Genomic DNA, 25,494 nt, shown 5'->3' on the forward strand with positions numbered 1-25,494 from the left:
TTAAAACGATAAAATTCAACCGCGCCTTCACAAATTGCATATGATTCAAATAAGACATTGTAATCTTATTTAGGGTCTGTAGACATTTCATAAATGGCTTGCGTTGTAGGTTAAAATTGAGCAGGCAAGGCATGAAACGAAGAGAATAGCGAGACTATTTTCGAGTTTCATAACGAAGGCTGAGATAATTTTAGCCACAACCCTGAGCAAGAACAAAGTACTGCTTTGTTTGCAGCGCAAGGCGCAGCGGGGGACTAGCGTGTTTTTTACCGCTACGTCGTTACCTTGCGAAACAGTGTTTCTCATCATTTAGAATGACTAAATTTCGTATTTCGCGCCTAGTATCGCCTAAAAAACACACGTAGTCGCAAACATAGACGAATTGTCAACAGACCCTATTGTATAACAAAAAATTATACAATGAATAAGATATATTTATACTTTGAGTTCGATGCTTAAACAGTCAAAATAATCAACAAAATTGTAAACTCAAGCAGCTGAAGATGTGCAATTAAATCGAGAAGTATTAAGATGATTTATCTTTAAAATAAAGAATAATGCATGCGATTCACAGCTTGGTACACACTCCGAAAATTTGTATATGACAATTTGCATAATGAAGATTATGAAACGTGGTTTAGTCGTGCGATCAATTTCTCTTTGATTTTTCTAATCATTGGTAATGTTGTCGCGGTACTTTTAGAGTCAATCAATGATGTTTATAAAGCCTATCAGCTTTACTTCGATGCATTTGAGGATTTTTCAATCATTGTCTTTACCGTTGAATATATTTTACGTTTTTGGAGTGTTGCAGAAAAAGAACCGTTTGATTCTGAGTGGAGAGTACGCTGGAAATATGCGACCAGTGGTGCTGCGATTATCGATTTACTGGCGATTTTACCAGCATATATCAACTTCTTTGTACATATTGATTTGAGATTTTTGCGGATTCTGCGCTTACTGCGCTTATTAAAACTTACCCGATATTTTATTTCATTACAGATTCTACTGCGCGTTATAGAACGTGAAAAGGGTTCATTTCAAGCCGTGATTTTTATTTTGGTGATTATGATCGTGATGGCGGCAGCAGGCATTTATGTTGTCGAAGGTCGTGCGCAACCCGATGTCTTTAGCTCAATCCCTGCATCTATGTGGTGGGCGGTGGTGACGCTCACTACTGTGGGTTATGGTGATGTAACGCCAATTACCCCACTTGGACGTTTCCTTGGTGCTTTGATTACCATACTCGGTGTTGGATTGGCTGCTTTACCCGCTGGTATCTTGGCAAATGGTTTAGCCAATGAGTTGGAATTAAGAAAGCAACAACTGGAGTTAAAGTTTCGAGATCTGTTAGAAAGCTGTGAAATTGACATTATTCATGATGAAGACAAGATTGATGATATTCGTAGAGATGTTGGCTTATCTGCTGAACAGACGCGAGATATTGTTTTACAACTGATTCGTGAACGTAAAGAACAGGAATTGGAAAGAGAAAAAAACAAGTATTGTTTCTGTCCAAATTGCGGTTATAAGTTACCTGAGTGAGTATTTAGATGAATCAACTTAATCTTTCAGAACAGCAGAAAGCTAAATTCGTGAGTATTTTTTCTGAAAGTTTAGGTCTAGATATTTTACAAAACCGATTGCAATCATTTTTTGAGGAAGTTTTTCAAAATTATTCATATTTAAAACTTCCTCAAATGAATATCGTGTCTACAGCATCTTTAAAATATCAAGTGTATTGTCAAGAACCTGATGCCGATCCTGAAACATTAAGTATTGGTATAGGACATTGGAATATCTATATCTGGAGAACTTTGGATGGAAACTGGTGTCTAGATGATTTGTATGAAGAACCAATCGAAATCGTAGCAGAGATTTTAACTTTGTGTCCTTTGTTTTCAATGATTCCCAAAAATGTGAAAACTCTCAAAGAGCTATTAGAATTAGGAATGATTTTAGAACAGCATTTATTTCAATTACCGAAATTTTCGGAAATTCGACCTGATGATTGTCGCGAAGTATTGTCATGGGATGGGCGTTATTTGTTAACAGGTAATAAAGTCGAAAATTTGAAGTTGTACAGCTATCGTGAATGGAGTCAATTGATTCAGCGTGAAAATTTTTTTAATAATGAATTGACCCTAAAATGAAGATGAGTGACCGTCATTTATAAAAATATAAGTAGTGAATTATCTTGGATCCGTAGTCATCATCTGCATAGCACTATCCATTCTTAATTTGGCTGAGACGAATCAATGCTCGCTTTATTTGCGCTGAGTGCTTCACAATAACAACGATAAATTCAATCTATATAATGATGAAAATTCTTCTAAATATTTTGAACAACGAATAGCCGAATAAGAGTTTTAAATTTATTTTTTACATATTTTTTAATGAATTATTGAGTAATTTAAGTATTAATAACGCCATAAAAGTTTTGAATGGTTAACAATGAACATTAATGTTGATATTTTTGGCACGATTGCAATTGCTGTAGCCGTTCTTTTTATTGGTTATTTTCTTGTAAATAAGATCAGTATATTGAAGCAATATAATATTCCTGAACCTGTCGTGGGTGGGTTAATTGCTGCCGCTGTAACTTTTGTGCTTTTTAAGCAATTTAATTTAACCGTAAATTTTAATGCCAATATTCAACAAAGTTTTATGTTGATGTTTTTTACTTCTGTTGGACTGAGTGCAAGTCTGCTTAAGTTAAAAGAAGGGGGCAAGTCGCTGCTTCTTTTTATGGTCTGCGTAGTGATTTATGTGCTACTGCAAAATGCTGTTGGGATAAGTTTGGCAACCGCACTCGATTTAAATCCTTTGATTGGCTTGATTGCAGGATCCGTCACTTTAACTGGTGGGCATGGTACAGCTGGAGCATGGGGCAGTATTTTTGAAGAAAATTATGGTATCAAAGGTGCGATTGTTTTAGGAATGGCGAGTGCGACATTTGGTCTGGTCATTGGTGGAATGATGGGTGGTCCAGTTGCAAAATTTCTGATTCGTCGTTATCAATTGGCTGAAGAAATAGCACCATCTGCAGCGCGTATGCAAGCTCCTCCATCTGCTGAAACAGCGCCATTTGAATATCCAGAAAAAACCCGTTTGATTACCGCTGATGATGCGGTTAAAACCATAGGAATGTTTGCACTGTGTATCGTCTTTGCTAATTTCATGACCGGTGTTGCCAAAGGACAATGGTTTGAGTTGCCGACTTTTGTATGGGCATTGGGTTGTGGGGTGTTTTTAAGGAATACACTGGAATATGTATTTAAAATTGAACTGTTTGACCGTTGTATCGATGTATTTGGTAATGCCTCGTTGGCTTTATTTTTAGCTATCGCCTTGATGTCTTTGCAATTGTGGTTACTTGCTGATTTAGCTGGTCCATTGGTGATCATTCTGATCGTTCAGACGGTTTTTCTTGCTTTATATCTGTTTTTTGTTACTTTCCGAGTTATGGGTAAAAATTATGATGCAGCAGTATTGTGTGCAGGTCAGTGTGGGGTAAATTTAGGCGCAACACCGACTGCTATTGCCAATATTCAAGCTGTAACTAATACTTATGGGCCATCGCATAAAGCATTTTTAATTATTCCTCTAACTGGCGCATTTTTTGTTGATATTGTGAATGCCGTTGTTATTCAAACCATTACAAAGTTCTTTTAAATGTTCTGTTAGAAAAAGCGATGTGATGACTTAGGCATTTGGGAAACAGCCACAAAAAGTGGCTGTTTTTTTTGTATTTAAATCAGTTTGATCATTATTCTTTTGAATCTCACACTGTTTTATACAATTCATATGGCTGCAATAAATCGTGATTTAGACTAAGGTTTTCTGTTAGTGACTTTAAACTTTCAAAAACACTTAGATGAGGAATTGAATATTTGAGCGAGATCAACGCTTAAAGGATGTAACGGATTGAAGTTTTACTCAAAAATTTAATGAACACAGTAATATACTTTAAATATGAATCATCATAATATGTATGCCACAAACTCTGTATTTGATATATTTTACGTGTTCAAGCTTTGAAATTAAGTCAGCGCTAGACACTTGCATTTATTTCATCAGTGTAGAGTTTGAGCTTATATACTTAAATTGGATCACACTCGTCTAGGATGATGTATGTCTAAAACGAAACAACCAACCTCAAAACAATTACTGTCAGTGATTCAAACACAGACAGCAATTGCAAAATTAGGCTTAGATATCAATGCTGTCATGACCTTAGTGGCAGAGCAAGTTCAATTGATTACCCATGCAAAAGGTGCAATTGTAGAGCTCGCTGAAGAAGGTGATATGGTCTATCGTGCCGTTTCGAATGGTGCAAATCAATTTCTAGGCCTACGCTTAAAGATGGATTCTAGCCTTTCAGGGCTTTGTATTGCGCAGAATACGACTTTATATTGCAAAGACAGTGAAACTGATGAGCGGGTAGATCGTGAAGCATGTAGACGGGTTGGACTGCGTTCTATGGCTGTTGTACCGCTAATTCATTGTGATGAACCGATTGGTGTATTAAAAATTTATTCAGAACAGGTAAATGCCTTTAAAGAAAGTGATATCAATTTACTTACACTCATGTCTGAGCTGATTGCTGCAGCAATGTATCATGCCAGTAAGTTTGGTGCTCAAGAACTCTATAAGCTTGCGACACAGGATCAGTTAACAGGACTTGCCAACCGTGCCTTGTTCCTCGATTGTTTAAGACAAGGTGTTGAACAAGCTAAACGTACACAAAAGTTACTTGGAATCTTGATCATTGATATGGATGGTTTGAAACCAATCAATGATCAATATGGACATCGTTTAGGTGATGAGGCATTAAAAGAAATAGGTAAACGTATCGTCAATATTACCCGACACGATGATTTGGTTGCGCGTTTAGGTGGTGATGAGTTTGCAGTGATATTAAGTAGTCTTGGCGATCAAGAGCTGGCAAAAAAAGTCATGAATCGTATTGTTGAGGCGTGTGGATTACCGTTTGTATTTGAAAATGTCAAATTAACCATGGGTGCAAGTGTAGGTCTGGCTTTATTTCCTGAAGATGGTATTGAACTCAATAAGTTGATTGAATTTGCAGACCTTAAAATGTATGAACATAAACGTTCTAGAAAAATGATTAATCTAAACACTTGAAATTTAAGATCTTTGATAGGGAATAAGTTTTAGTGAGGTTTGGATCTCATCAATATCATTTATGTTGAGTATATGCATTGAAAGTATCTGCAATCATTATGTACACGCATTTATCAATTTTATGAATTGAATGTAGCTCAAATTTAACCTGACAGTCTCAATCAAATATCGGTAACTGTCAGATCAGGTTTGAGCTATACATATTAGCGCTGATAATAACTCATTACTGATAATGATTCCTCACTACATCGTTATAAGCCTCTGGATGATGTAACCAAGGAATATGCCCTGAGTTTGAAAGTGTAAATAAATGTGCTGTAGGGTATCGATTGATCACGAAGTTTTTACTTGTTGTATAAATGTCCTGATCCCCATAGACAATGGTAATCTTAAAATCTGGTTTTTCTAATCCAGTTAACAGTGGATACTTGATGATTTCAGGTCTGGTTTTATTGATCGGCTCTGCTTTCAGTAAATCAAAATCATCAGTGAGATCTGAATGATCTGTTGCTATAAATCCTTCATTATAGTTTTTCATGACTTGTTTAAAGAGACGTTTATAAGCTTCATCGCTTCCAAGTGCGCCTAAAAGGCTATTTAATCCCATTTTTGTCCATGCCCAAGCACTTGTTTTGGACTTGTTGAGTTGCATGACTTCTTTCTCAGTTTGTTTCCATTGCGTATTGGTACCTGAACCTGGGCTACATAAAAAAAGACTGAGTAAGTTTTCGGGATGTTTTTCAGCATAGATTTGTGCATAAAGTCCACCCCAAGAGTGGCCCCATAAATGAAACTTATTGATTTTATAGAACTCTCGAACAGTTTCTATATCGCTTAAATAAGCCTGCATAGAATAGTCTTTATCAAGACAAGGAGATTTTTGGGTTCCTCTTTGATGAAATGTGATCACTTGGAAATGATCTTTTAAAAGATCGGCAACGGCAGAGAGATCACTTGGAAAACCTGGTCCTCCATGCAATAAAATTAGTGTCTCTTTGTCTGGATTTGGATAAACATTACTAAATAAAGTATTTCCATTATGATCGACAATGTTGCTTTGCATTTGTGTCTTATAATTTGCTGATTGCAGCGTAGAAGACTGTATTTCTATCGAATTTTCATTATTTTTCATGTCCAATATGGTGCCTCATTTTATTTGAGCAAATCAAAAAATGGTAAGGTGAACCAATCTAGAAATGTTTCTGTATTGATTCTGATTTTTAAAAAGTATTTTTATACAAGCTTATATAGTAGCTTATTTATACCAGATGATAAACCCGATGAATGGGCTAAGAAAAAATCAAACGTAGCAATGACTTGTAATTGTTTGATTAAAATATCTTGAGTTTCTATTTTGAAAACGGTGATTTGTTCACTTATTTTATGATAACAGATTGTTATTTATCTAATGAGTAGAGATCTTTTAAAAATCAGAAAGTGTTCATGGAAAGTAAGTTGTATGGGGATTGAACGTTCTTTTTTCCCTTGGGAGAAGGCTAGGATGCGGGGATTTTATGCTGAGCTTTGGTTTTAAAAAGGACTTATGCAAGAGTCCAAATATAATAAGTAAATTTTAAAAAATTAATCTTATTAAAGCAGTGGAAGGATGATCAATGATGTGTGAAAAATTCTAAATTTGTGCTTTATCAATAGAATTACTGGCGAAAGTAAGTCCATTGATAAAGTTCAGCGAGCACATGATTTTTAGATACACAATTGGTGATTTTAAAAAACTTTAAGTTTTTCCAATCAGTAAAGATAGGATTCCTGCAGCAATCAAAGGACCCACAGGAACACCTCTGAGTAATGCAACTCCAGCAACTGTTCCAATCAATAAGCCTGCAACGACATTGGGTTGGCTGGTCATTAAAGAAACGCCACGACCACCTAACCATGCGACCAATAAACCGATCGCAATGGCTGTTAATGATTTCCAGTGCATAAATGATTTTAAGATGACATCACCGGGGATTTTGCCACTGGCAATTGGAGTAAGCACGCCAATAGTTAAAATAATAATGCCGACTTCTAAACCGTGGGTTTGTAGTAATGGGAAAAATTCACTTAAAGGTGTGATTCTAAAGATGATCAAAACACCAGCTGCAATGGTGACCGCAGTATTGTGACTAAAAATGCCGCAGGCCAATAAAACAAGGAGCACAATTAAATTTAGGTCTAGACTAGAAAGACTCATCAATATTCAGCATTAAAAATTAATATATCCATTCATTATACTAAAAAGCGGTATGTGAATTTGCCTTGTCTGGCAATGATTCACATTTAAATTCAGTCGAGTGTGGATTTAGTGAACAATAAATTTTTGAGTTTCAGCACCCAATAAATTCCATTCATACTCAAAGTCTTGGGCCAGTTTAGACAGATTTGTTGATTTAAGTTGTTGTATTAAAATGTTTTGTGCTTCTTGCATGGCTTGGTTTAAAGCTTTATTCACCACCAATTCAACCAGACAGTTGGGTGTTTCTTGTTCATTGCCAATGGCAAAAATAGTAGGTTCTCCAACAGCCTGATAAATATCAAATAAAGATATTTCCTCTAAAGCTTGTACTAAGGTCCAGCCACCACCGGGGCCTTTGTCTGCATGCACAAAGCCTGCTTTTTTTAAACCAGACATGGTACGACGTACTACGACAGGATTGGTGTCTAACATGATTGAAATTTGTTCAGAGGTGAACGGTTTTTTTTCACGGGCTATATGTAATAGCACATGCAACATCCGAGAAAGCTTACTGTCTTTACGCATAGTTTTTAGTCAACGCTCTTTTTTTAATTGTAACATTAAAAGTTGCAATTATAAAAATAACTCAATATAGTAACTTTAAAAGTTACCTATTGGTGTTGAAAATGAACTATGACGTCGTAATTATTGGTGGGAGTTATGCAGGTTTATCCGCAGCATTACCATTGCTTCGTGCTAGAAAAAAAGTGTTAATGATTGATGCAGGCATGCGTCGTAATCGTTTTGCTGAACATTCTCATAATTTCTTAACCCAAGATGGCAATACGCCAGCAGCAATTATTCGTGATGCAAAATTACAGTTAGACAAATACCAAACTTTGTCATGTATTAACGCATCCGTCACCGATGTGGGCGCTGTCGGACAGCAATATGAGGTTCAAATAGACCAAGCCGATGACAGGTTTGCAACCATTCAAGTCAAAAAAATAATTATTGCTACAGGTATTCAAGATGATTTGCCTGAAATCGATGGTTTAGCAGAACGGTGGGGGAAAAGCATTTTTCATTGTCCATACTGTGATGGCTATGAGTTAAATCTTGGAACACTTGGAATGTTATGTTCAGGTCTACATTCGATTCATATGGCATTGATGTTGCCCGACTGGGGCAATACCACTTTATTTTTAAATGATGTAATTTCACAAGCTGAATTAGATCCCGTCACACTTGAGCAGCTTAAACAAAGAAATGTGAAATTGGATACACGCAAAATTGTCAAAATACACAATCATTGTGATTTAGTCTTTGAAGATGGTGAGCAGGTTCAATTAGATGGATTATTCGTCTCCACTTTTATGCGTATCAGCGCGCCTTGGATTAAAAAACTGGGGATAGTGCTTGATGTAAATGAATATAGTGAAGCCATTCAAACCACAGCCATGAAAGAAACCAATCTTAAAGGGATATATGCTTGTGGCGATATTACCCGTTCAGGTGGGTCAGTTGCTTTCTCAGTCGCAGATGGGGCATTAGCAGGTGTTGCTGTACATAAGTCATTTATCTTTAATACCTGATAAAAGCATCTATTGATTAATCAATAAGGCTAAAAAAGCCTGAATGTTGTTTGGGTTTCAATTCATGATACTTTAAAATGTATCGTGAATTTTTAAGGTATTGATTTATGTTCTTGGAAAAAATGTTGCAATCACAAGGCTTTGGCTCACGTAAGCATTGCCAACAACTCATTAAAAATGGTGCAATTCAAATCCAAAACGAGGTTGTTACTGACCCCAAATTTAAACTTGATACTCAAAACCTAGTATTTTCAGTGTATACCGAAACATTTCAATACCGTGAAAAAGTCTATATTGCCTTAAATAAACCGCAGGACTACGAATGTTCCCATCAATCAACACACCATTTTAGTGTTTTTGATTTATTCGATGATGTCCTTATGAACCGTGGTTTACAAACTGTTGGTCGTTTAGATCAGGACACGACGGGGCTATTGCTACTGACGGATGATGGACAGTTTTTGCAAGCATTGACTCATCCTAAAAAGCATGTGGCTAAAGTTTATCAAATACAAACAGCGGATCCGATTACAGATGATCAGATTCAACAACTTGAACAGGGTGTAGAATTACGCAATGAAAAGGGTACATTTGCAGCAACAGATGTACAGCGCTTGGCTGAATATGCATTACAAATCACTGTGCACCAAGGGGTTTATCATCAAGTCAAACGGATGTTGGCTGCTGTGGGGAATAAGGTTGAAAGCTTGCATCGTGCACAAGTCGGGCAATTAGCACTCAAAGAATTAGTTGAAGGTGAGTGGGTTTATTTGACAGAAGATCAGGTGAATGCTGCTAGAAATAGTCAAAATGAACAAATAGTGATTTGATCATGGCTTTAAAGCTCTATATTGCTGTTTTAGATGAAATGCCAGACTTTATGGTTCCAACCCTTGTTGCGCATGCAGTCTTGGCTGCGCACTTACAATTTGTTCAAGATGCTGATGCTGAAAGTTATAAAAATTGGTTAGAACATTCTTTTCGTAAAGTTGTGGTCAAGGTGAATCAAAAAGAATTTGATAAAATTGCTCAATTAAAGTGTTATTTAGGACATGAAAGTACAGTATTGGATGCTAAAAAATCCTGTGCTGTGGTTTTTCCTATTTCACAGGATACGATACCCAATGTACTTAAATTCGCAAAGATGTGGAAACCTATGTTGAATTGATTAAAAAATGCATTGTAAAAAACTACTTGAGGAAACAATGAAATGTCTGGAATTCATTGTCTTTAACAAAGCCCATTTGCTCATAGAGCTGATGTGAATGGTAATTGTTTTTCTGGGTTTCTAAACTGATTCGTTGCGCATCTTCATGGCGTGCAAACAGAATTGCAGTATCAATCAGTTGTTTGGCAGAACCTTGTCGACGAAAAACAGGTGTTACATACACATCATCTAAAATATAGTACTTTGAACAGGAAACAGATGAAAAGCCTTGGTATAACAACACAAAGCCTGTAAAAACATCATCTTTTACATGGATGAAGATAACACTTTCTTTATTTTCAAAACGTTGTTTTAAAAAATTAAAGGACTGTTGGATATTGGAAGATGCACCGTAAAATTGGCGATATTCATCAAATAAAGTAGCAAGTTGATTTAAATCTTCTTTGGTCGCTCGTCTAACGATCATTTATTACTCCTTGCAATGATTTTTATCTTTGCAAAAGAGCATAACCAAAAAATAGAAAAGTAAACTTAATTATTTGTTTAAAAATGCGACAGTGTTATTTTTTGTCACTTTCACCCAAGATGGCATTTAACTCTGCAAATAGATCTTCATCGTCATCATTTAAATCAACAGAAGAATTCAGTTGTCCGTTTTGTTGGTCTTGCTTAAGTTTTCTCAGCTTGAATAACTGATCCATATTGATATTTTGATTTTCTATGGCGAAAGGGATGGATTTTGTAATGACAACTTGTTTAAAAAACAGTCGAACTGCTTGTGCAGGCGTAATCCCCAATTGTTTAAAAACAGCAAATGCTAGTTTTTTTTCTTGTGAATCAAGACGTACTTGATAGACTTCGGTTTTTCTCATGAATAGTGACCAAACAAAATTTGAGTTTGAATGCTTATTTTAATCAAAGCTTTCGGAATTTCAATGCTTAATCGTCAAAAAGTCATATATTTGTCATTACGTCAAAATTACAGTGTCAATTCATAGTCAGAACAAAAGCAATATTCGGCTTGTGTAATCGGATCAAGGAACTCAATTTTCTTGGCTAATAGCTGTAAAGGTTGTGAAAAATCAGCAGCATCTTTATGTAGAACTTGCGGATAAAAAGGATCGTTTTTAATTGGAATATTTAACCAATTTAAATGCACCCGTAATTGATGTTGTTTACCTGTAGTCGGCTTTAATAAGTATTTTGCCCAAATTTGATTGTGTTCAATCAGATCAATTTCGGTATATGAGTTTGATTTTCCCTCAACAACTTTCATGGTGTAAAAGGGTTCGCCCTTTTCCATTCTCAAGTCCACAGCACATGGAAATTTTAAATTAGCATTGAATTGAGCAATCGCTTGATAGGTTTTCTTGACTTGTCGCTCAGCAAACATTTGTTGATATAAACCACGTGTTTGAGACCGTTTTGAGAACAATACAACGCCAGCAGTTTCCCGATCTAAGCGATGGATTGGGGTAAGGTCTGGGTTGTTTGTGGTTTTTTTTAAACGAACTAATAAGGTTTCTTGTAGATATTGCCCAGAAGGACTGATGGTTAAAAAGTGAGGCTTGTCTACCACGATTAAATCTTCATTTTCAAACAATATCTTTTCTTGAAATGACACATGAATTTCATGGGGGAGAAATCGATAGTAGTAAAGATGGGTATTTTCTAGATAAGGCTGATCAACGGTTAATGCTTGACCTTGCATATCGATGATGAGTTGGTCTTGAAAACGTTGTTGCCATTCATTGGCTGAAATATGTGGAAAATGCTCACATAAATAACTGAATAAATTTTTAGGTAAATCTGCTCGCTTGGGGAGATAAACTTTTGATGCAGTTACACCATCTCTCATTGGCGGTTGATATTCTGAAACAGGGGTGGCGGGTTTCATAAGCGTATTTTTTATGCAGATAAGTTTAAAGTGAGTGGTCTAAGCGTGTTGGAAAGTATCAAAACATGATTTCTAAACAATGCAACATAGGTTTTAAAGTCACGCAATGCTATCATATTGTCTGGTTTGAATCATGTCGTGAGCGTTATGCAATATTCATATAAATTAAGTCTGAGCAATGAACAAGACACCCAAATGTTGGCACAAAAGTTAGCTCAACATATTGCAAAAGGCGTGATTTATTTAATCGGTGACTTGGGGGCAGGTAAAACCACACTTACACGCTATTGGTTGCAAAGTTTAGGTCATCAGGGTGCGGTTAAAAGTCCAACATATACCTTGGTGGAACCTTATAATATCAATGCGAAAGAGGTGTTTCATTTTGACTTATACCGTTTAAATGATCCTTATGAGCTTGAATTGATGGGTATTCGTGATTATTTAGAGGTCGAGAATGCTTTATTCTTGTTTGAATGGCCTTCTAAGGGCGGTGATGAAATTCCACAGCCAGATCATGTCATTCGCATTTTAAAAACAGAAGATGAAGCTGCACGAGAAGTGGTCATTGAAAGTATTTCTGCTGAATTGATTGAAGCGTTGACTTGATCAATGTTTTCAGCATTTTAAGCCCATCATATATTTTAATTTATTTAAATTTTTAGGTTAATTGAATGCAACGCGAAGATATCAGTTTAAGACGTATCCAAAACTTAGATCCAGCACTGGCCAACCAAATTGCTGCAGGTGAGGTGATTGAGCGACCATCATCTGTAGTAAAAGAGTTGCTTGAAAACTCGATTGATGCAGGTGCGACTGAGCTGATTATTCGTGTGGCAAATGGCGGCAGTACCCTGATTGAAATTATTGACAATGGTCGAGGTATTCACGCTGAGGATCTAGCACTTTCAGTCACACGTCATGCAACCAGTAAAATTCAATCTGCTGAAGATTTACATGCAATTGTGAGTTTGGGTTTTCGTGGAGAGGCGCTTGCCTCAATCGCAGCGGTTTCGCGTTTAACCTTAACCAGTAGTCAGGATGATTCAGGTGTCGGTTACCAACTGGAAGTTAATGGTACAGCATTTGACCATCAAGATATTCAAGCGGTAGCAACCCAACAAGGTACACATATCCGTATTCAGGATTTGTTTTTTAATGTGCCTGCGCGGCGTAAATTTTTAAAGAAACCAAGTACTGAATTTGGTCATATTGAAGAAATTGTACGTCGAATGGCGCTTACGCATTTCGATATCCGCTTTGTTTTAGAACATAATGACAATATTCGCCTTAATTTGCCGATTGCAGATAGTGGTGAGTTAAGATTTCAACGGGTACAGCAATTATTAGGTCGCCAATTCACTGAAAATGCTTATTGGATAGACGCAGACAGTATTAGTATGCGTTTATCAGGCTGGTTAGGACATCCTTCAGATGCGCGTGCACAAGCCGATTTGCAATATGTCTATGTGAATGGTCGTATCGTCAAAGATAAAACCATTTCTCATGCTTTGCGTATGGCATACGATGGTATTTTGCATGGGCATCAACATGCTGCGTATTTGCTGTTTTTAGAAGTTGATCCTGAAAATATTGATGTGAATGTGCATCCAACTAAACATGAAATCCGCTTCCTCAACCAGCGTGAAGTGCATGAGTTTGTGCGACATTTTGCTAAAGACACCTTATCTCAATTCCAAACTGCAACTGCGGATTTATCTTCTGCAATGAAGCAGGATGGAGCAACAGAAAATCAAGCATTGCCAGCGCAGCCACGTTATCAGGAACAATTTCCTTTACATCGCAATGTACCAACTGAGCAACATGTAAGTGATCTAAATAGCCGAAGCAATTCAGATGGGTCTATACAGCATAGTGGTTTAACAGATTTTAGTGATACACAAGCCCAAACAGTCAATTATTCCCACTATGAACCACAACAGCAGTATCGTGGTACTCAGCAACTCAATAACGCCTTGAAAAGCTATTTAGCCCCCTTACGTGAGTCTGGGGATGCTGATCAAGAATTAACAGATCAAGCGTCCTATGAGCGATCTGTACAAGAGATTCAAAATAAACAGGCCCATCAGGTTGATGAATATCCGTTGGGAATTGCAATAGCGCAATTACATGGAATTTATATTCTTGCACAGAATACGGAAGGCCTGATTATTGTTGATATGCATGCAGCGCATGAACGTATTTTGCTACAACAAATGAAATCTGCATGGGATAAACCAGAATTTTGGACCTCACAGCAGTTGCTTATTCCTAAAGTCATTTCGATTACCCGTATGCAGGCAACCCGTGTTGATGATTTAAAACCACAGTTGGAACGCTTAGGCCTAGAAATCGATCAATATGGTGATGATCAAGTGATTGTACGTGGTGTGCCTGCGATTTTACATAAAGCAGATTTTGAATCCTTGGTACCTGAATTACTCAATGATTTAGATCCAAATGATGAAGCGCAGGCGCTACAGCAAAAACGTGATCAAATTTTAGCAGGCATGGCATGCCATGGTGCAGTGCGTGCTCATCGAATGCTGAGTCTTTCCGAAATGAATGCTTTGTTGCGTCAAATGGAACACACAGAATTTGCCAGTCAGTGTAATCATGGTCGACCAACATGGCGTGCATTTCCATTACCCCAATTAGATAAATTATTTGCTCGAGGAGAGTAGTTGTACATGTCAAATCAATTGCCCGTCATCAATTTAATGGGACCAACCGCAAGCGGTAAAACTGCTTTGGCATGTGAATTGTATGATCATGGGAATTATGAGCTCATTTCTGTAGATTCTGCCTTGGTCTATAAAGATATGGATATTGGTACAGCAAAGCCAACCAAAGCGGAGCAGGAGCGTTATCCGCATCATTTGATTGATATTATTACCCCACTTGAGGTTTATTCCGCTGCTGAATTTGTCGAGGATGCTTGTCAACTGATTGATGATATCCATGCACGCGGTAAAACACCTATTTTAGTTGGCGGTACAATGCTATATTTTAAAGCGTTGCTTGAGGGGCTTTCTACAAATTTACCGAGTGCTGATTACGCGATTCGTGCTGCGATTGAGTTAAAAGGTGAAACGGAAGGCTGGCAATCGGTGTATGATGAATTAAAATCTGTTGATGTATTGGCAGGTGAAAAATTTAAAGTCAGTGATAAGCAAAGAATCATTCGCGCTTTAGAAGTGTATAAAATTACTGGTCGTCCGATTACTCAACTACAGGCGGAACAACCGAAGAATCAACCGTACCGATATGATTTTCATAATTATGCTTTATTGCCTGATCGCCTAGAGCTGCACAAGCGAATTGAATTTCGTTTGGAAAAAATGTGGGAAATCGGATTTTTAAATGAGGTTGAAAATCTTATGAAAAAATACGATCTCGAAGAAAATTTACCTTCTTCACGCTCTGTTGGATACCGACAAGCGATAGATTTTTTAAAAAACAGTGATTTGAGTCAAGAAAGTGAGCGTCAAATGAAGGATAAAGCACTATTTGCGACACGACAATTAGCAAAACGTCAATACACATGGTTACGATCTTTGCAAGAAACACACTCTTTTCAAACTTTTTTTACGATAAACCAAGCACAAGAAGACTTGCGAAACTTATACGGATAAAGCAAAATTTAACAACTACCTTTTTTATAAATTTTAATTGAAAAATAAAGGTAGTTTTTGCGCTGATTTTAATTTTTTTTGGAGTATAAAATGTCTAAAGGTCAAACTTTACAAGATCCGTTCTTAAATTCTCTCCGTAAAGAACGTATTCCTGTTTCTATTTTTCTTGTAAACGGTATTAAATTACAAGGTCATATTGAATCTTTTGACCAGTATGTTGTTTTGTTGAAAAACACAGTAAGCCAAATGGTTTATAAGCATGCTATTTCAACTGTAGTACCTGCACGTAATCCACGTCCAGCTGGTGCTCCTGCTGGTGCTCAAGGCGCTGCTGGTGGCTTCGGCGGTCAAGCTGGCGGCTTCGGCGGTCAAGCTGGTGGCTTCGGTGGTCAAGGTGGCTTCGGTGGTCAACAAGGCGGCTTTGGTGGTCAACAAGGCGGTTTCGGTGGTCAAGGTGGTTTCGGTAGCCAAGGTGGCTTCGGCGGTCAAGGTGGCTTCGGTGGTCAAGGTGGCTTCGGTGGTCAAGGTGGCTTCGGCGGTCAAGGTACTGACTTTGGCGGCGAAACAAAATTTGAAGATTCACAAGAAGATGAAAACAATCGTTAATTTCTTGATTTAACAAGAACGATTGTAAAAGAGACGCCAAATTGGCGTCTCTTTTTTATTGGTGCTGCTAAATTTAGAGAGAAAAAAACCAGTGCAAAAGCACTGGTTTTTAATTTAACGACTTAGCATAGACTTAACTTTCATTTTTCTTTGGATCTAGGCTTGGGTCTTTGATTTCAATGTAAGTATTTGCACGTAACTCTCTTAACCAGCCGTCATATTCTGATTCGAATTGACGTTCTCCTAAAATTTGGCGAGCCATACGCTTTTGGTACTCTGAGGTCATATCTTGTTGACGTGTGCCTGTAACTTGGAGAATATGCCAGCCAAACTGAGTTTGAAATGGTTTGCTGATTTCGTTGACTGGTGAACTCTGCATGAGTTTGTCAAATTCAGGAACCATCATGCCAGGGCTTACCCAGCCAAGACTTCCGCCATCACGAGCAGAACCAGGGTCATTTGAATAGGTTGAAGCAAGCGTAGCAAAATCATCGCCCGCTTTTAAGCGGTTATAAATACTGTCAATGGTTTGCTTTGCATTTTCAGGGCTAACAACTTCTGATGTTTTAATCAAAATATGACGCGTATTAAATTGCGGAACTAAAGCTTTTTGCTCATTCGATTTTTTTTCTAATAATTTTAAAACATGAACGCCGTCTTTTGCTGGAATTAAGTCAGTGGTTTGTCCTGGCTCAAGGGTAGTAACACGTGCAGCAAGATCTGTTGGAATATCTGAAAGCGGACGGAAGCCCATATCAGCACCATCAACTTTAACTTGAGCTGTGCTAAATTTCTTTTCTATGCTTTTAACGTCATTGCTATCTTTTAAGTCAGTACGGACTGCTTTTGCAATACTTTCTAACTCGCTTGCAGGCGCTTCTCCTGAAATACGCATATGTAGTACATGGACTTGACTACCAACAGCAGCTTGACCTTCAGGTGATTTTAAGAAGTTTTCAACATCAAGGTCAGTGATCTTGATACGAGACATCACTTGTTGTTGACTCAATCGTTGAATGAGTAAATCTTCTGCAACACGGTTACGCAGTAATTCATAGGTACCCGGTGCAACAGCATCTAATTTTTTTTGAAAAGCTTCTAAAGAATTTGCACCAGATTGTTGGGCAACTTTCAATACGGCTTCATTTAAGCTTTTTTCATCTGCTTTTAAGCCATACTTCTTCACTTGTTCAAGCTGTGCATCATGGGTGATGAGCTGACTCAGTACTTGCTGTTGCAGAATGTTTTGTGGTGGGATTTCTTTCTTTTGTGCCTGAAGTCGATGTGTCGCTTCAGCAACACCTTGGTCTAAATCACTTTTTAAAATTGCTGTAGAACCAACAATTGCAATGATTTGGTCCTGCGGAGCAGCATAAACTGATACCGAGGTGGAGATGAGTAAAGCTAAGGTTGATGCTTTAAATAATTTTTTAAATTTTTGCGTCTTCATTAATATGTCCAAGATTGATTAGCTTAATCAAAACCTAAAATACGATTTTCAAGTAATGAACTTAACTTGTTGTTCAAACCACCAAGTCCTTTTAGTGTGATCTCAGCCATCACTGCGCGTTTTGGCTTTGTATCAGGAAGAGAAACGTCATCTAGATCATTAAAGTACGAGCGACCATAGACGGAAATTCCCCAACAACAAGATTCATAATTCACACCCAATAAATATTCACGTGCGACATGGTTGTCAAGGTCATATTGAACATGTCCCATAATACGCCAGTTGTCTTTTACAGGCTGTATAAATGATGCAACTGCTTGATCATATGCACGTTGACGGTCAGGGAGGTTGTTGCGATAAAAATAACCAACGTTATAAAGGTTTCCGCGTTGGCCTGTATAATACAATTGGAAGTCATGTTGAGCGCTATCACCATTTGACATCCACGCTGAATTGGTACTTAGTGTGAAGTTTTGTGAAAGTTGGCTAGAAAGACTCAGCACAGGACCAGTATGTTTTTCTCTGTCTAAATCATCTGTATTGTTGAGTAAAGTAACTTTTCGATCATCAAAATAATAACTTTGACCAATACTGGCTCTTAAGCGCTCTAAGCCGACTGTATCAAATAAGCTATAACTTAAACCAAGAGATAAAAAGTTATTGTCTTCTAAACGGTCATGTCCATAAAAGCGGTATGGGCTAAACAATTGATCATAGCTGATAGAAGCTGTAGTTGAATCAAAGTTTGGATAACCTGTTTGATTTTTATATGGTGCATACGCATAGAAAGCGCGAGGTGTAATGGTCTGGAGGAATTTTCCGTCCTTTTCAAAAGTTAGACCCGTATCCAAGGTAAATTGAGGAACAACAACGGATTTATTTTTGCTATCTTGGCTTTGGTTATTTAAATTAAGTTGATCTACAGTGGTTTGATCATAGAAAGTATTTAAACTCCGAACAGAGACTTCGGGAATCACAAAAGACCATGGATTACGGAAATTATAACGTGTCGCAAATTGGTTATATAAACGTGTACCACTTGGCTGGTTGTTATAATCGGCATCATTGATGTCTTTTTGGAAATACGCAGTATCGTTGTTAAATTCGTATTCCAAACCTTGCGGATTTCCAGCGACATAGTTCAGTAAAAACTGAGGTAGGCGGGCGTATGGTTTATCTACATCTTTGATGGTTTTATCAAGGGTTTGGAAGTCCTCAACTTTAAGTTGAGCTTTTAAGCCTGGAATACCGTGATTGTAGTTGAGTTCCCATGCGCGACGTTGGTTCAGCTCTGTACGAGTGTTTGGGTTGTTATCTAGATCTGAGAAAAAATCTTTATCAGAAACGTAGTTATATTCTAAATTGGTTGACCATTGTTTAGTGATATCCCACTTGTGTAGGAAATGCAGGTCTTTACGATCTTCATCATTATAATCACGGTCAGAAGGTAAGTAACTTCCCCAAACGCTACCAGCACCAAAGTTCTCAGTTAAATAACGAAACTCACCTTGAGCCATAAGACCACGGTCAGTAATCAGCCGTGGTGTAATGGTGGCATCATAGTTGGGCGCCAAATTTAAATAAACGGGAACTGCGAGTTCAAAACCACCATCATTGGTAAAGCCAAAACTAGGATTTAAAATCCCTGTAGTACGGCGGTCATCGATCGGGAAGTTAAAATATGGAACTGCGAGTACAGGCACATCCTTAACATAGAGTTTGGTGCCACGCGTTACACCTCGACCAGTGTCTTGATCCAATTCAATTTTATTGGCCTGAATTTTCCAAGTGGGTTTTTCATCGGGTGGGCAGGTGGTATAGGTGGCATTTTCAAGGACGATATTGGTTGGCGAAGTTCTTTCTATTTTTTCTGCATGACCATGTGCGTGGGTCAATTCTGCAATATAGAAACTATTATTTAGCTGCCCAGTTTCATCTTTCAGGTTGTAATCAATCTGATCACTTTGCGCGATGATACCACCTTGTGCCATTTGTACATTGCCTTTCGCTTTGGCGAAAGTTTGTGTTTTATCAATGGTCACTTCATCGGCACGAATCATACGTCCAGATTGATCAATGACTACATCACCAGACAGGAAAGAGTCACCATTGGGATTGTAATAACCATTATCTGCGGTAATCACAGATGACGCTTCTTCTGGGTTTGTTGATTTAGCTTGAGTGCTAAAAGGTGTAACCCAGACACCTTCACAATAACGGGTACTTGGATTTTTTAAATCACGTACCTGTGCTTCAGGTGAGTTTTTGTCCACATAATATTGTTCAAAGAAATTTTGCCCTGCAAAGCTTTCTTTGATGGCTGCATTCAGTTGCTTATTATTAACTTCAGAAACAGTGTCTGTCGATTCAGCATAGCTGGATACTGAACTTCCACAAAGAAGTGTCAAAATAGCAGTCGCTAAAGGATTAAATTTAAACTGATGCTTCATTTGTCTCGTTAACCAAATATGCTAATCGCAATTAATTATTGTCGCATCATAGAGAAAAAGTCGATAAGTAGCTACACTTAGCACTTCAAAAATTCAGCCTGAATTAGATTAAATTGCAAATGAATACACAACGTGAACAATTGATACAAACATGGTTAACATCTGTACTCAGTTCAGATCAATTTGAAATCAATTTTTTAGCAGGCGATGCGAGTTTCCGTCGTTATGCACGAATTACCTTGAATAATAAAACATTTATGCTTATGGATGCACCTCCTGAGAAGGAAGATTGTCGTCCTTTTGTTGCGATTGATGAATTCTTTGACACAAATGGGGTGCGTGTACCTCATATTGTTGCCAAGGATTTAGATCAAGGTTTGTTGTTACTTGAAGATTTTGGCGATGTCTTGCTATCTACACAATTGAATGATCAAACGGTAGATGCACATTATGCGCAAAGTTTTAAGCAGTTGGTGCAGTTGCAGTCTATTGCTGCTGATTCATCGCACTTGCCAGCATATGCCTATGAAAAGCTGATCTCAGAAATGGAATTGTTAACGGATTGGTTGTTGCCATCATTAGCTATTCAAGTAACAGATGAAGAGCTTGGGTTAATTAAACGAACTTTTGCTATTCTTGCCAATGCAGCTTTGGCACAACCTCAAGTAATCGTACATCGTGATTTCCATAGTCGTAATCTGATGATTCTTGAAGCTGAGAAAGACCAAGGCGTGATTGATTTTCAAGATGCAGTGATTGGTGCGGACACCTATGACTTGATTTCGATTACCCGTGATGCCTACGTACAGTGGGGTCCTGAGCGTGTGTATGGATGGTTTAAAGTGTTTTATGACTTGTTACCTGAATCTGCCAAGCAAGATCGTGATTTTGATCAATTCAAACAAGATGCTGACTTTATGGCAATTCAGCGCCATATCAAAATTTTAGGTATTTTTGTGCGTTTGTTTGAGCGTGATGGTAAATCTGGTTATCTCAAAGACTTGCCTCGTGTCATGTGGTATTTATTGGAAGAATCAAAACCTTACCCAGAATTACAACCGTTTATGCATTTTATTCATGCACGGGTTTTACCAAAATTTGAAGAAAAATATGGTGTATATGAGGTGATTGCAGCATGAAAGCAATGATTTTAGCTGCGGGGCTCGGCAATAGAATGCGACCTTTGACCCTTTATAAGCCAAAGCCTTTATTAGAAGTTGGCGGCAAAGCACTGATTGTATGGCATATAGAAAAATTAAAAAAAATTGGTGTGACTGAAATCGTGATTAATTCTGCATGGTTAGCGGATATTCTGATTGGTACCTTGGGTGATGGCTCACAATTTGGTGTGACTATTCGCTGGACGCGTGAAGATGAGGGCTTGGAAACCGCAGGTGGGATTATCAATGCTTTAGCGCTTCTCGGTGATCAACCTTTTATTCTGGTCAATGGTGATGTATGGACCACTTTTGATTTTGCATCATTATTAGATATCAATCTTGCCGATGATCTTGCACATTTGGTTTTTGTCAATAATCCTGAACAGCATCCTCAGGGCGATTTTACCTTGGCAAATGGTCGTGCTTATACCTTTGAGCAAAATCAGCAAGGTGAAAATTTAACTTATAGTGGTGTCGCTGTGATTAACCCAAAAATGTTTGATGGTCTGGAACAGGGTAAAAGACCGCTTGCACCCTTGCTTAAACAAGGCATGCTAGACGGTAAAATCTCGGCTGAGAAAATGCAGGCAGCATGGGTTGATGTGGGTACACCTGAGCGTTTAACAGCCTTGGATTGGCAAATAAGACAGGGTGAGTATAGTTAAGTGAGGATAAATACGCTTAAGTGCGTATTAACTCATCGTTAACTACTGTTCCACGGGCGAGAAATAGGTATACTTTCAGCTAACTTTTTAGAGATGTTATTTGATCATGCATCCATTTTTTCAAGAGTTAAAGCAAGGCAGTCTAAAGCTTGGCTTAAAACTTAGTGATGAAGCATTAGGATTATTGTTACAATATCAAGATGCACTCGTCCTGTGGAACAAAGCTTATAACTTAACGGCGATTCGCGATCCAAAAGAAATGTTGGTTAAACATTTATTGGATAGCTTAAGTATTTTAAATGATTTACCCGCTGGTCGTTTACTCGATATTGGTACAGGCGGGGGTATGCCAGGGATGATCATTGCACTGTGCCAACCTGAACGTCAATGTGTTTTGTTGGATTCAAATGGTAAGAAAATTCGTTTTCTGAAACAGTTTATTGCAGATTTAAAACTAAAAAATGTTGTCGCAGTTCAGACACGTGTAGAAAATGAAGATAGTATCCATGATCTAGGGCAATTTGATGTGATCACCAGTCGTGCATTTGCTTCATTGACAGATTTTGTGACAGCTTCAAAACCTTATATGCATGAACGCAGTATCATTGCGTCAATGAAAGGTTTGATTCCCACTGAAGAAGTTGATGCTTTAAAAGACAAGTGGAGTTGTGACATTATTGAATTGCATGTACCTCGGTTGGACGAACAACGTCATTTACTTTTATTAAAACAGATTTAAAACAGACTAAGGGTTGGGGTTACCATGGCTCAAATTATTGCTATCGCAAACCAGAAAGGTGGCGTAGGTAAAACCACGACAGCCGTGAATTTGGCTGCCTCTTTGGCAGTGTTGAAAAAGCGTGTTTTATTGGTGGATATGGACTCTCAGGGTAATGCTACCATGGGGTCTGGTATTCAAAAAAATGATTTGTTGTATTCAGTCACCGATGTACTTCTGGGTGAAGTGCCGATTGAAACTGCAATTAGTAAAGCTGAAGTCGGTTATAAAGTGCTTGGCTCAAATCGTGATTTGGCAGGTGTTGAACTGGCAATCGCAGAGCAAGATGGACGTGAGTTTATTTTGCGTAACGCTTTACAGCAAATTGAAAAAGACTTTGATTATATTATTGTTGATTGTGCACCAAGTTTAAGTTTAATTACAGTCAATGCTTTAGCCGCAGTCGATGCAGTGATTATTCCAATGCAATGTGAGTATTATGCATTAGAAGGATTAGCAGATCTGACCCAGACCATTGATAAAATTCAACAGGCGTTAAACCCTGAATTGGAAATTATTGGGGTGCTTCGTACCATGTATGATGCACGTAATGCACTCACCCGTGATGTTTCTGCCGAATTAGAACAATATTTTGGTAAGAAACTTTATGATACAGTGATTCCGCGTAATGTGCGCTTGGCCGAAGCGCCAGCACATGGATTACCGATTATTTATTTTGAGAAAAGCTCTAAAGGTGCAATTGCATATTTAAATTTAGCAGCTGAAATGTTGAAAAAGAGTAAAGTGAAAAAAGGAAATAAAGCATGACCGTGAAAAAAAGAGGGTTGGCAAAGGGTCGTGGCTTAGATGCATTATTAGGTTCAATCCAAAAAGAAAAATTACAACTTGAAGTTCAAGCATTGGATCATGGCCAATTAAAACAGATGGATGTAACCCAATTAAAACGCGGCGCATATCAACCCCGTCGTTTTATTGGTGAGCAAGATTTACAAGAACTTGCAGCGTCAATTAAAAAACATGGTGTAATGCAGCCGATTGTGATTCGTCCGATTGAAAATGACGAAACTCCCTATGAAATCATTGCAGGTGAACGTCGCTGGCGTGCTGCTCAATTGGCGGGTTTGACTGAAATCCCTGCAATTGTGCGTGATTTGACCGATCAAGTTGCGATTGCCTTGGCATTGATCGAAAACATTCAGCGTCAAGATTTAAACCCAGTTGATCAAGCACTGGCATTACAACGCTTTCATGAAGAATTTGGCTTAAGTCATCAAGAAATTGCAGACACTGTAGGTAAAGCACGGACTACCGTAAGTAATTTATTGCGTTTATTAAGTCTTGAAGATGAAATTAAAGATTTAATGCAACAAGGCCTGTTAGACATGGGGCACGCTCGTGCGATATTGACCCTAAAAGCTAAAGATCAATTGCAAATTGCAAAAATCGTGATTGATAAGAGTTTGTCTGTTCGTCAAACCGAGCAGTTGGTGCGTGATTGGAATACGCCAAAGCAGGAAAAATCTAAAGATCCACTTGCGCCAGATGTGCAACAACTGACTCAGAAACTGTCAGAGCGCTTTAGTGCCAGTGTAAAATTAGACTATAACAAACAGGGTAAAGGCAAGCTGGTCATCAGTTATAACTCGCTTGATGAGTTAGATGGAATTTTAAATATCTGTTTACCAGAACAATAATGTTTAAGCGATTTAATTAATTTGGGGAACTAAAGATGTGGGAACTTGTTAAAGCCGGCGGTTGGTTAATGCTGCCATTGGTTTTATGTTCAATTTTTACTGTTGCGATTTCAATCGAGAGATTTATACGGCTGAAACGATCTTTAGTTCTACCTAAGTCGCTTATGATGCAAAAAGGCCGCAATGTTGACGATGTTTTAGATGAAATGGAACAAGATCAAGCGGTTTGCCAAACGGCATTGGGCTATATTTTTAAAGATGGTATTGATGCTTACGCTCAAGGCGAGGCATTTGCACGTGCTCAGATGGAAGCGACTGCTTCGCGCGAAATTGGATATTTAGAAAAAAATATCAATTTCTTAGGTACATTGAGCGCTGTTGCACCGTTATTGGGACTATTGGGTACAGTGATTGGGATTATCGAATCCTTTTTGGTGATTGATTTAGGTACGAATGCCAATCCAACCATGATGATTCCAGGTATTTCTAAGGCATTAATTACCACAGCTGCGGGTATGGTAATTGCTATTCCAGCACTATTTGCCTACCGTTATTTTCAGCGCCTAGTTCAGGAATATGTGGCTGAACTCGAGCAACAGTCGACTTTATTTCATGCCGCCTTATTTTTTCAGAAACACCTTGAAAATGAAAAAAAGAAAGCTGGTTAAATCCGTTTTAGGGGTGTTTCATGAAATTTAGACGCAGAACAGTTGAAGATATTCATATCAATCTTACGCCATTGATTGATTGCTTGTTATTTATATTGGTGATTTTATTACTGACCACCACCTTTAACCAGCAAAGTCGGATCAATCTTTCTTTACCGGATGCACAAGGTGTTCCGCCAAAAGAATACAAAAATAAAATTGAAGTCATGGTAGACTCGGCAGGGCATTATGCAGTAAATGGGCAGGCACTTTCGAGTAAAGAGTCGGCTGATTTAAGTACTGCAATTAAGCAAGCAGCAAATGACAATCGTGATCTGATGTTTGTGATTGCTGCAGATGCCAAAGCGACGCATCAAGATGTTATACGAGTGATGGATGTCGCAGGACAGCTCGGTTTCGTTAACATCAATATCAGTACCAAAGTTCCATCTCGAGGTTATTAATTA

Annotated in this window: 26 protein-coding genes; 18 read left to right on the forward strand and 8 right to left on the reverse strand. The window is 38.0% G+C overall.

The window, feature by feature from the left end:
- Positions 1 to 561: 561 nt before the first annotated feature.
- The 4 genes from MTO68_RS10530 (at position 562) to MTO68_RS10545 (ending at position 5,148) form a co-directional block, all read left to right on the forward strand.
- Positions 562 to 1,545, forward strand: a complete 984-nt coding sequence (locus MTO68_RS10530; protein ID WP_244015856.1) for an ion transporter — start codon at positions 562 to 564, stop codon at positions 1,543 to 1,545.
- 8 nt (positions 1,546 to 1,553) lie between these two features.
- The gene (locus tag MTO68_RS10535) at positions 1,554 to 2,153 is read left to right on the forward strand and encodes a hypothetical protein (RefSeq protein WP_244015857.1); all 600 of its coding nucleotides are present in this window, start codon (positions 1,554 to 1,556) and stop codon (positions 2,151 to 2,153) included.
- Positions 2,154 to 2,454: 301 nt separating this feature from the next.
- Entirely contained in the window at positions 2,455 to 3,675 is a 1,221-nt protein-coding gene (gene gltS, locus MTO68_RS10540) for a sodium/glutamate symporter (RefSeq protein WP_004720888.1), read from the forward strand.
- A gap of 459 nt (positions 3,676 to 4,134) precedes the next feature.
- Positions 4,135 to 5,148, forward strand: coding sequence for a sensor domain-containing diguanylate cyclase (locus tag MTO68_RS10545; RefSeq protein ID WP_244015858.1), 1,014 nt, complete (start codon positions 4,135 to 4,137; stop codon positions 5,146 to 5,148).
- Between the two features lie 223 nt (positions 5,149 to 5,371).
- Here MTO68_RS10545 and MTO68_RS10550 read toward each other — a convergent pair whose 3' ends face one another.
- The 3 genes from MTO68_RS10550 to MTO68_RS10560 all read right to left on the reverse strand — a co-directional run bounded on the left by MTO68_RS10550 (position 5,372) and on the right by MTO68_RS10560 (position 7,909).
- Positions 5,372 to 6,280 (reverse strand): alpha/beta hydrolase, encoded by a 909-nt coding sequence (locus MTO68_RS10550; RefSeq protein WP_244015859.1) that lies wholly within the window; start codon positions 6,278 to 6,280, stop codon positions 5,372 to 5,374.
- A 603-nt stretch (positions 6,281 to 6,883) separates the two neighbouring features.
- Positions 6,884 to 7,342, reverse strand: coding sequence for a DUF441 domain-containing protein (locus tag MTO68_RS10555; RefSeq protein WP_244015860.1), 459 nt, complete (start codon positions 7,340 to 7,342; stop codon positions 6,884 to 6,886).
- 108 nt (positions 7,343 to 7,450) lie between these two features.
- A complete protein-coding gene (locus tag MTO68_RS10560) occupies positions 7,451 to 7,909 on the reverse strand; it encodes an Rrf2 family transcriptional regulator (RefSeq protein WP_244015861.1) in 459 nt (152 codons plus the stop codon).
- Positions 7,910 to 8,010: 101 nt separating this feature from the next.
- On the opposite strand from MTO68_RS10560, the gene MTO68_RS10565 reads away from it, so the two are divergent.
- From MTO68_RS10565 to MTO68_RS10575, 3 genes are all read left to right on the forward strand, one after another.
- Complete coding sequence (locus MTO68_RS10565; protein WP_244015862.1) at positions 8,011 to 8,919, forward strand: NAD(P)/FAD-dependent oxidoreductase; 909 nt, start codon at positions 8,011 to 8,013, stop codon at positions 8,917 to 8,919.
- A gap of 107 nt (positions 8,920 to 9,026) precedes the next feature.
- Entirely contained in the window at positions 9,027 to 9,749 is a 723-nt protein-coding gene (locus MTO68_RS10570; RefSeq protein WP_151957096.1) for a pseudouridine synthase, read from the forward strand.
- Between the two features lie 2 nt (positions 9,750 to 9,751).
- Positions 9,752 to 10,087, forward strand: a complete 336-nt coding sequence (locus tag MTO68_RS10575) for a peptidyl-tRNA hydrolase (RefSeq protein WP_004821198.1) — start codon at positions 9,752 to 9,754, stop codon at positions 10,085 to 10,087.
- A gap of 22 nt (positions 10,088 to 10,109) precedes the next feature.
- Here MTO68_RS10575 and MTO68_RS10580 read toward each other — a convergent pair whose 3' ends face one another.
- The 3 genes from MTO68_RS10580 to MTO68_RS10590 all read right to left on the reverse strand — a co-directional run bounded on the left by MTO68_RS10580 (position 10,110) and on the right by MTO68_RS10590 (position 11,984).
- On the reverse strand, positions 10,110 to 10,553 hold the full coding sequence (locus tag MTO68_RS10580; protein WP_004821200.1) for a GNAT family N-acetyltransferase: 444 nt from the start codon (positions 10,551 to 10,553) through the stop codon (positions 10,110 to 10,112).
- Positions 10,554 to 10,647: 94 nt separating this feature from the next.
- Positions 10,648 to 10,959 carry a type II toxin-antitoxin system RelB/DinJ family antitoxin gene (locus tag MTO68_RS10585; protein WP_004720870.1) on the reverse strand — a complete coding sequence of 104 codons (312 nt, stop codon included), beginning with the start codon at positions 10,957 to 10,959 and terminating at the stop codon, positions 10,648 to 10,650.
- Positions 10,960 to 11,066: 107 nt separating this feature from the next.
- Complete coding sequence (locus MTO68_RS10590; RefSeq protein ID WP_244015863.1) at positions 11,067 to 11,984, reverse strand: pseudouridine synthase; 918 nt, start codon at positions 11,982 to 11,984, stop codon at positions 11,067 to 11,069.
- A 147-nt stretch (positions 11,985 to 12,131) separates the two neighbouring features.
- Between MTO68_RS10590 and tsaE the strand changes: the two genes are divergently transcribed.
- The 4 genes from tsaE (at position 12,132) to hfq (ending at position 16,222) form a co-directional block, all read left to right on the forward strand.
- Entirely contained in the window at positions 12,132 to 12,590 is a 459-nt protein-coding gene (gene tsaE / locus MTO68_RS10595) for a tRNA (adenosine(37)-N6)-threonylcarbamoyltransferase complex ATPase subunit type 1 TsaE (RefSeq protein WP_004720868.1), read from the forward strand.
- 65 nt (positions 12,591 to 12,655) lie between these two features.
- Entirely contained in the window at positions 12,656 to 14,665 is a 2,010-nt protein-coding gene (gene mutL, locus MTO68_RS10600) for a DNA mismatch repair endonuclease MutL (RefSeq protein WP_244015864.1), read from the forward strand.
- Positions 14,666 to 14,671: 6 nt separating this feature from the next.
- Positions 14,672 to 15,616: a tRNA (adenosine(37)-N6)-dimethylallyltransferase MiaA gene (miaA, locus tag MTO68_RS10605; RefSeq protein ID WP_244015865.1), complete on the forward strand. Its 945-nt coding sequence runs from the start codon at positions 14,672 to 14,674 to the stop codon at positions 15,614 to 15,616.
- Between the two features lie 90 nt (positions 15,617 to 15,706).
- Positions 15,707 to 16,222 carry an RNA chaperone Hfq gene (gene hfq, locus MTO68_RS10610; protein ID WP_004720864.1) on the forward strand — a complete coding sequence of 172 codons (516 nt, stop codon included), beginning with the start codon at positions 15,707 to 15,709 and terminating at the stop codon, positions 16,220 to 16,222.
- 133 nt (positions 16,223 to 16,355) lie between these two features.
- Here the strand turns inward: hfq and MTO68_RS10615 are convergent, their stop codons facing one another.
- Both MTO68_RS10615 and MTO68_RS10620 read right to left on the reverse strand, forming a co-directional pair.
- The gene (locus tag MTO68_RS10615; protein WP_004821208.1) at positions 16,356 to 17,672 is read right to left on the reverse strand and encodes a peptidylprolyl isomerase; all 1,317 of its coding nucleotides are present in this window, start codon (positions 17,670 to 17,672) and stop codon (positions 16,356 to 16,358) included.
- Positions 17,673 to 17,695: 23 nt separating this feature from the next.
- A complete protein-coding gene (locus tag MTO68_RS10620; protein WP_244015866.1) occupies positions 17,696 to 20,122 on the reverse strand; it encodes an LPS-assembly protein LptD in 2,427 nt (808 codons plus the stop codon).
- A 119-nt stretch (positions 20,123 to 20,241) separates the two neighbouring features.
- Between MTO68_RS10620 and MTO68_RS10625 the strand changes: the two genes are divergently transcribed.
- The 7 genes from MTO68_RS10625 (at position 20,242) to MTO68_RS10655 (ending at position 25,491) form a co-directional block, all read left to right on the forward strand.
- Positions 20,242 to 21,261: a phosphotransferase gene (locus tag MTO68_RS10625; RefSeq protein ID WP_151801683.1), complete on the forward strand. Its 1,020-nt coding sequence runs from the start codon at positions 20,242 to 20,244 to the stop codon at positions 21,259 to 21,261.
- The gene (gene murU, locus MTO68_RS10630) at positions 21,258 to 21,947 is read left to right on the forward strand and encodes an N-acetylmuramate alpha-1-phosphate uridylyltransferase MurU (protein ID WP_004821212.1); all 690 of its coding nucleotides are present in this window, start codon (positions 21,258 to 21,260) and stop codon (positions 21,945 to 21,947) included. Before MTO68_RS10625 ends, murU begins: the two co-directional genes overlap by 4 nt.
- A 106-nt stretch (positions 21,948 to 22,053) precedes the next feature.
- Positions 22,054 to 22,686, forward strand: coding sequence for a 16S rRNA (guanine(527)-N(7))-methyltransferase RsmG (gene rsmG / locus MTO68_RS10635; protein WP_004821214.1), 633 nt, complete (start codon positions 22,054 to 22,056; stop codon positions 22,684 to 22,686).
- Between the two features lie 24 nt (positions 22,687 to 22,710).
- Positions 22,711 to 23,493 carry a ParA family protein gene (locus MTO68_RS10640; RefSeq protein WP_004720853.1) on the forward strand — a complete coding sequence of 261 codons (783 nt, stop codon included), beginning with the start codon at positions 22,711 to 22,713 and terminating at the stop codon, positions 23,491 to 23,493.
- Complete coding sequence (locus MTO68_RS10645) at positions 23,490 to 24,380, forward strand: ParB/RepB/Spo0J family partition protein (protein ID WP_004720851.1); 891 nt, start codon at positions 23,490 to 23,492, stop codon at positions 24,378 to 24,380. Before MTO68_RS10640 ends, MTO68_RS10645 begins: the two co-directional genes overlap by 4 nt.
- A 35-nt stretch (positions 24,381 to 24,415) precedes the next feature.
- Positions 24,416 to 25,048 (forward strand): MotA/TolQ/ExbB proton channel family protein, encoded by a 633-nt coding sequence (locus MTO68_RS10650; protein WP_004720849.1) that lies wholly within the window; start codon positions 24,416 to 24,418, stop codon positions 25,046 to 25,048.
- Between the two features lie 20 nt (positions 25,049 to 25,068).
- Positions 25,069 to 25,491 carry a biopolymer transporter ExbD gene (locus tag MTO68_RS10655; protein WP_004821219.1) on the forward strand — a complete coding sequence of 141 codons (423 nt, stop codon included), beginning with the start codon at positions 25,069 to 25,071 and terminating at the stop codon, positions 25,489 to 25,491.
- The last annotated feature ends 3 nt before the right edge of the window (positions 25,492 to 25,494 follow it).

The sequence above is a fragment of the Acinetobacter sp. NyZ410 genome (assembly GCF_022828975.1).
In the GTDB taxonomy this organism is placed as follows: Bacteria; Pseudomonadota; Gammaproteobacteria; order Pseudomonadales; family Moraxellaceae; genus Acinetobacter; species Acinetobacter guillouiae.

What these genes read in the sequence shown, in the direction of transcription:
- MTO68_RS10530 (WP_244015856.1), top strand. Translation starts at nt 562, where the DNA reads ATGCGATTCACAGCTTGGTACACACTCCGAAAATTTGTATATGACAAT.
- MTO68_RS10535 (WP_244015857.1), top strand. Translation starts at nt 1,554, where the DNA reads ATGAATCAACTTAATCTTTCAGAACAGCAGAAAGCTAAATTCGTGAGT.
- gltS (WP_004720888.1), top strand. Translation starts at nt 2,455, where the DNA reads ATGAACATTAATGTTGATATTTTTGGCACGATTGCAATTGCTGTAGCC.
- MTO68_RS10545 (WP_244015858.1), top strand. Translation starts at nt 4,135, where the DNA reads ATGTCTAAAACGAAACAACCAACCTCAAAACAATTACTGTCAGTGATT.
- MTO68_RS10550 (WP_244015859.1), bottom strand. Translation starts at nt 6,280, where the DNA reads ATGAAAAATAATGAAAATTCGATAGAAATACAGTCTTCTACGCTGCAA.
- MTO68_RS10555 (WP_244015860.1), bottom strand. Translation starts at nt 7,342, where the DNA reads ATGAGTCTTTCTAGTCTAGACCTAAATTTAATTGTGCTCCTTGTTTTA.
- MTO68_RS10560 (WP_244015861.1), bottom strand. Translation starts at nt 7,909, where the DNA reads ATGCGTAAAGACAGTAAGCTTTCTCGGATGTTGCATGTGCTATTACAT.
- MTO68_RS10565 (WP_244015862.1), top strand. Translation starts at nt 8,011, where the DNA reads ATGAACTATGACGTCGTAATTATTGGTGGGAGTTATGCAGGTTTATCC.
- MTO68_RS10570 (WP_151957096.1), top strand. Translation starts at nt 9,027, where the DNA reads ATGTTCTTGGAAAAAATGTTGCAATCACAAGGCTTTGGCTCACGTAAG.
- MTO68_RS10575 (WP_004821198.1), top strand. Translation starts at nt 9,752, where the DNA reads ATGGCTTTAAAGCTCTATATTGCTGTTTTAGATGAAATGCCAGACTTT.
- MTO68_RS10580 (WP_004821200.1), bottom strand. Translation starts at nt 10,553, where the DNA reads ATGATCGTTAGACGAGCGACCAAAGAAGATTTAAATCAACTTGCTACT.
- MTO68_RS10585 (WP_004720870.1), bottom strand. Translation starts at nt 10,959, where the DNA reads ATGAGAAAAACCGAAGTCTATCAAGTACGTCTTGATTCACAAGAAAAA.
- MTO68_RS10590 (WP_244015863.1), bottom strand. Translation starts at nt 11,984, where the DNA reads ATGAAACCCGCCACCCCTGTTTCAGAATATCAACCGCCAATGAGAGAT.
- tsaE (WP_004720868.1), top strand. Translation starts at nt 12,132, where the DNA reads ATGCAATATTCATATAAATTAAGTCTGAGCAATGAACAAGACACCCAA.
- mutL (WP_244015864.1), top strand. Translation starts at nt 12,656, where the DNA reads ATGCAACGCGAAGATATCAGTTTAAGACGTATCCAAAACTTAGATCCA.
- miaA (WP_244015865.1), top strand. Translation starts at nt 14,672, where the DNA reads ATGTCAAATCAATTGCCCGTCATCAATTTAATGGGACCAACCGCAAGC.
- hfq (WP_004720864.1), top strand. Translation starts at nt 15,707, where the DNA reads ATGTCTAAAGGTCAAACTTTACAAGATCCGTTCTTAAATTCTCTCCGT.
- MTO68_RS10615 (WP_004821208.1), bottom strand. Translation starts at nt 17,672, where the DNA reads ATGAAGACGCAAAAATTTAAAAAATTATTTAAAGCATCAACCTTAGCT.
- MTO68_RS10620 (WP_244015866.1), bottom strand. Translation starts at nt 20,122, where the DNA reads ATGAAGCATCAGTTTAAATTTAATCCTTTAGCGACTGCTATTTTGACA.
- MTO68_RS10625 (WP_151801683.1), top strand. Translation starts at nt 20,242, where the DNA reads ATGAATACACAACGTGAACAATTGATACAAACATGGTTAACATCTGTA.
- murU (WP_004821212.1), top strand. Translation starts at nt 21,258, where the DNA reads ATGAAAGCAATGATTTTAGCTGCGGGGCTCGGCAATAGAATGCGACCT.
- rsmG (WP_004821214.1), top strand. Translation starts at nt 22,054, where the DNA reads ATGCATCCATTTTTTCAAGAGTTAAAGCAAGGCAGTCTAAAGCTTGGC.
- MTO68_RS10640 (WP_004720853.1), top strand. Translation starts at nt 22,711, where the DNA reads ATGGCTCAAATTATTGCTATCGCAAACCAGAAAGGTGGCGTAGGTAAA.
- MTO68_RS10645 (WP_004720851.1), top strand. Translation starts at nt 23,490, where the DNA reads ATGACCGTGAAAAAAAGAGGGTTGGCAAAGGGTCGTGGCTTAGATGCA.
- MTO68_RS10650 (WP_004720849.1), top strand. Translation starts at nt 24,416, where the DNA reads ATGTGGGAACTTGTTAAAGCCGGCGGTTGGTTAATGCTGCCATTGGTT.
- MTO68_RS10655 (WP_004821219.1), top strand. Translation starts at nt 25,069, where the DNA reads ATGAAATTTAGACGCAGAACAGTTGAAGATATTCATATCAATCTTACG.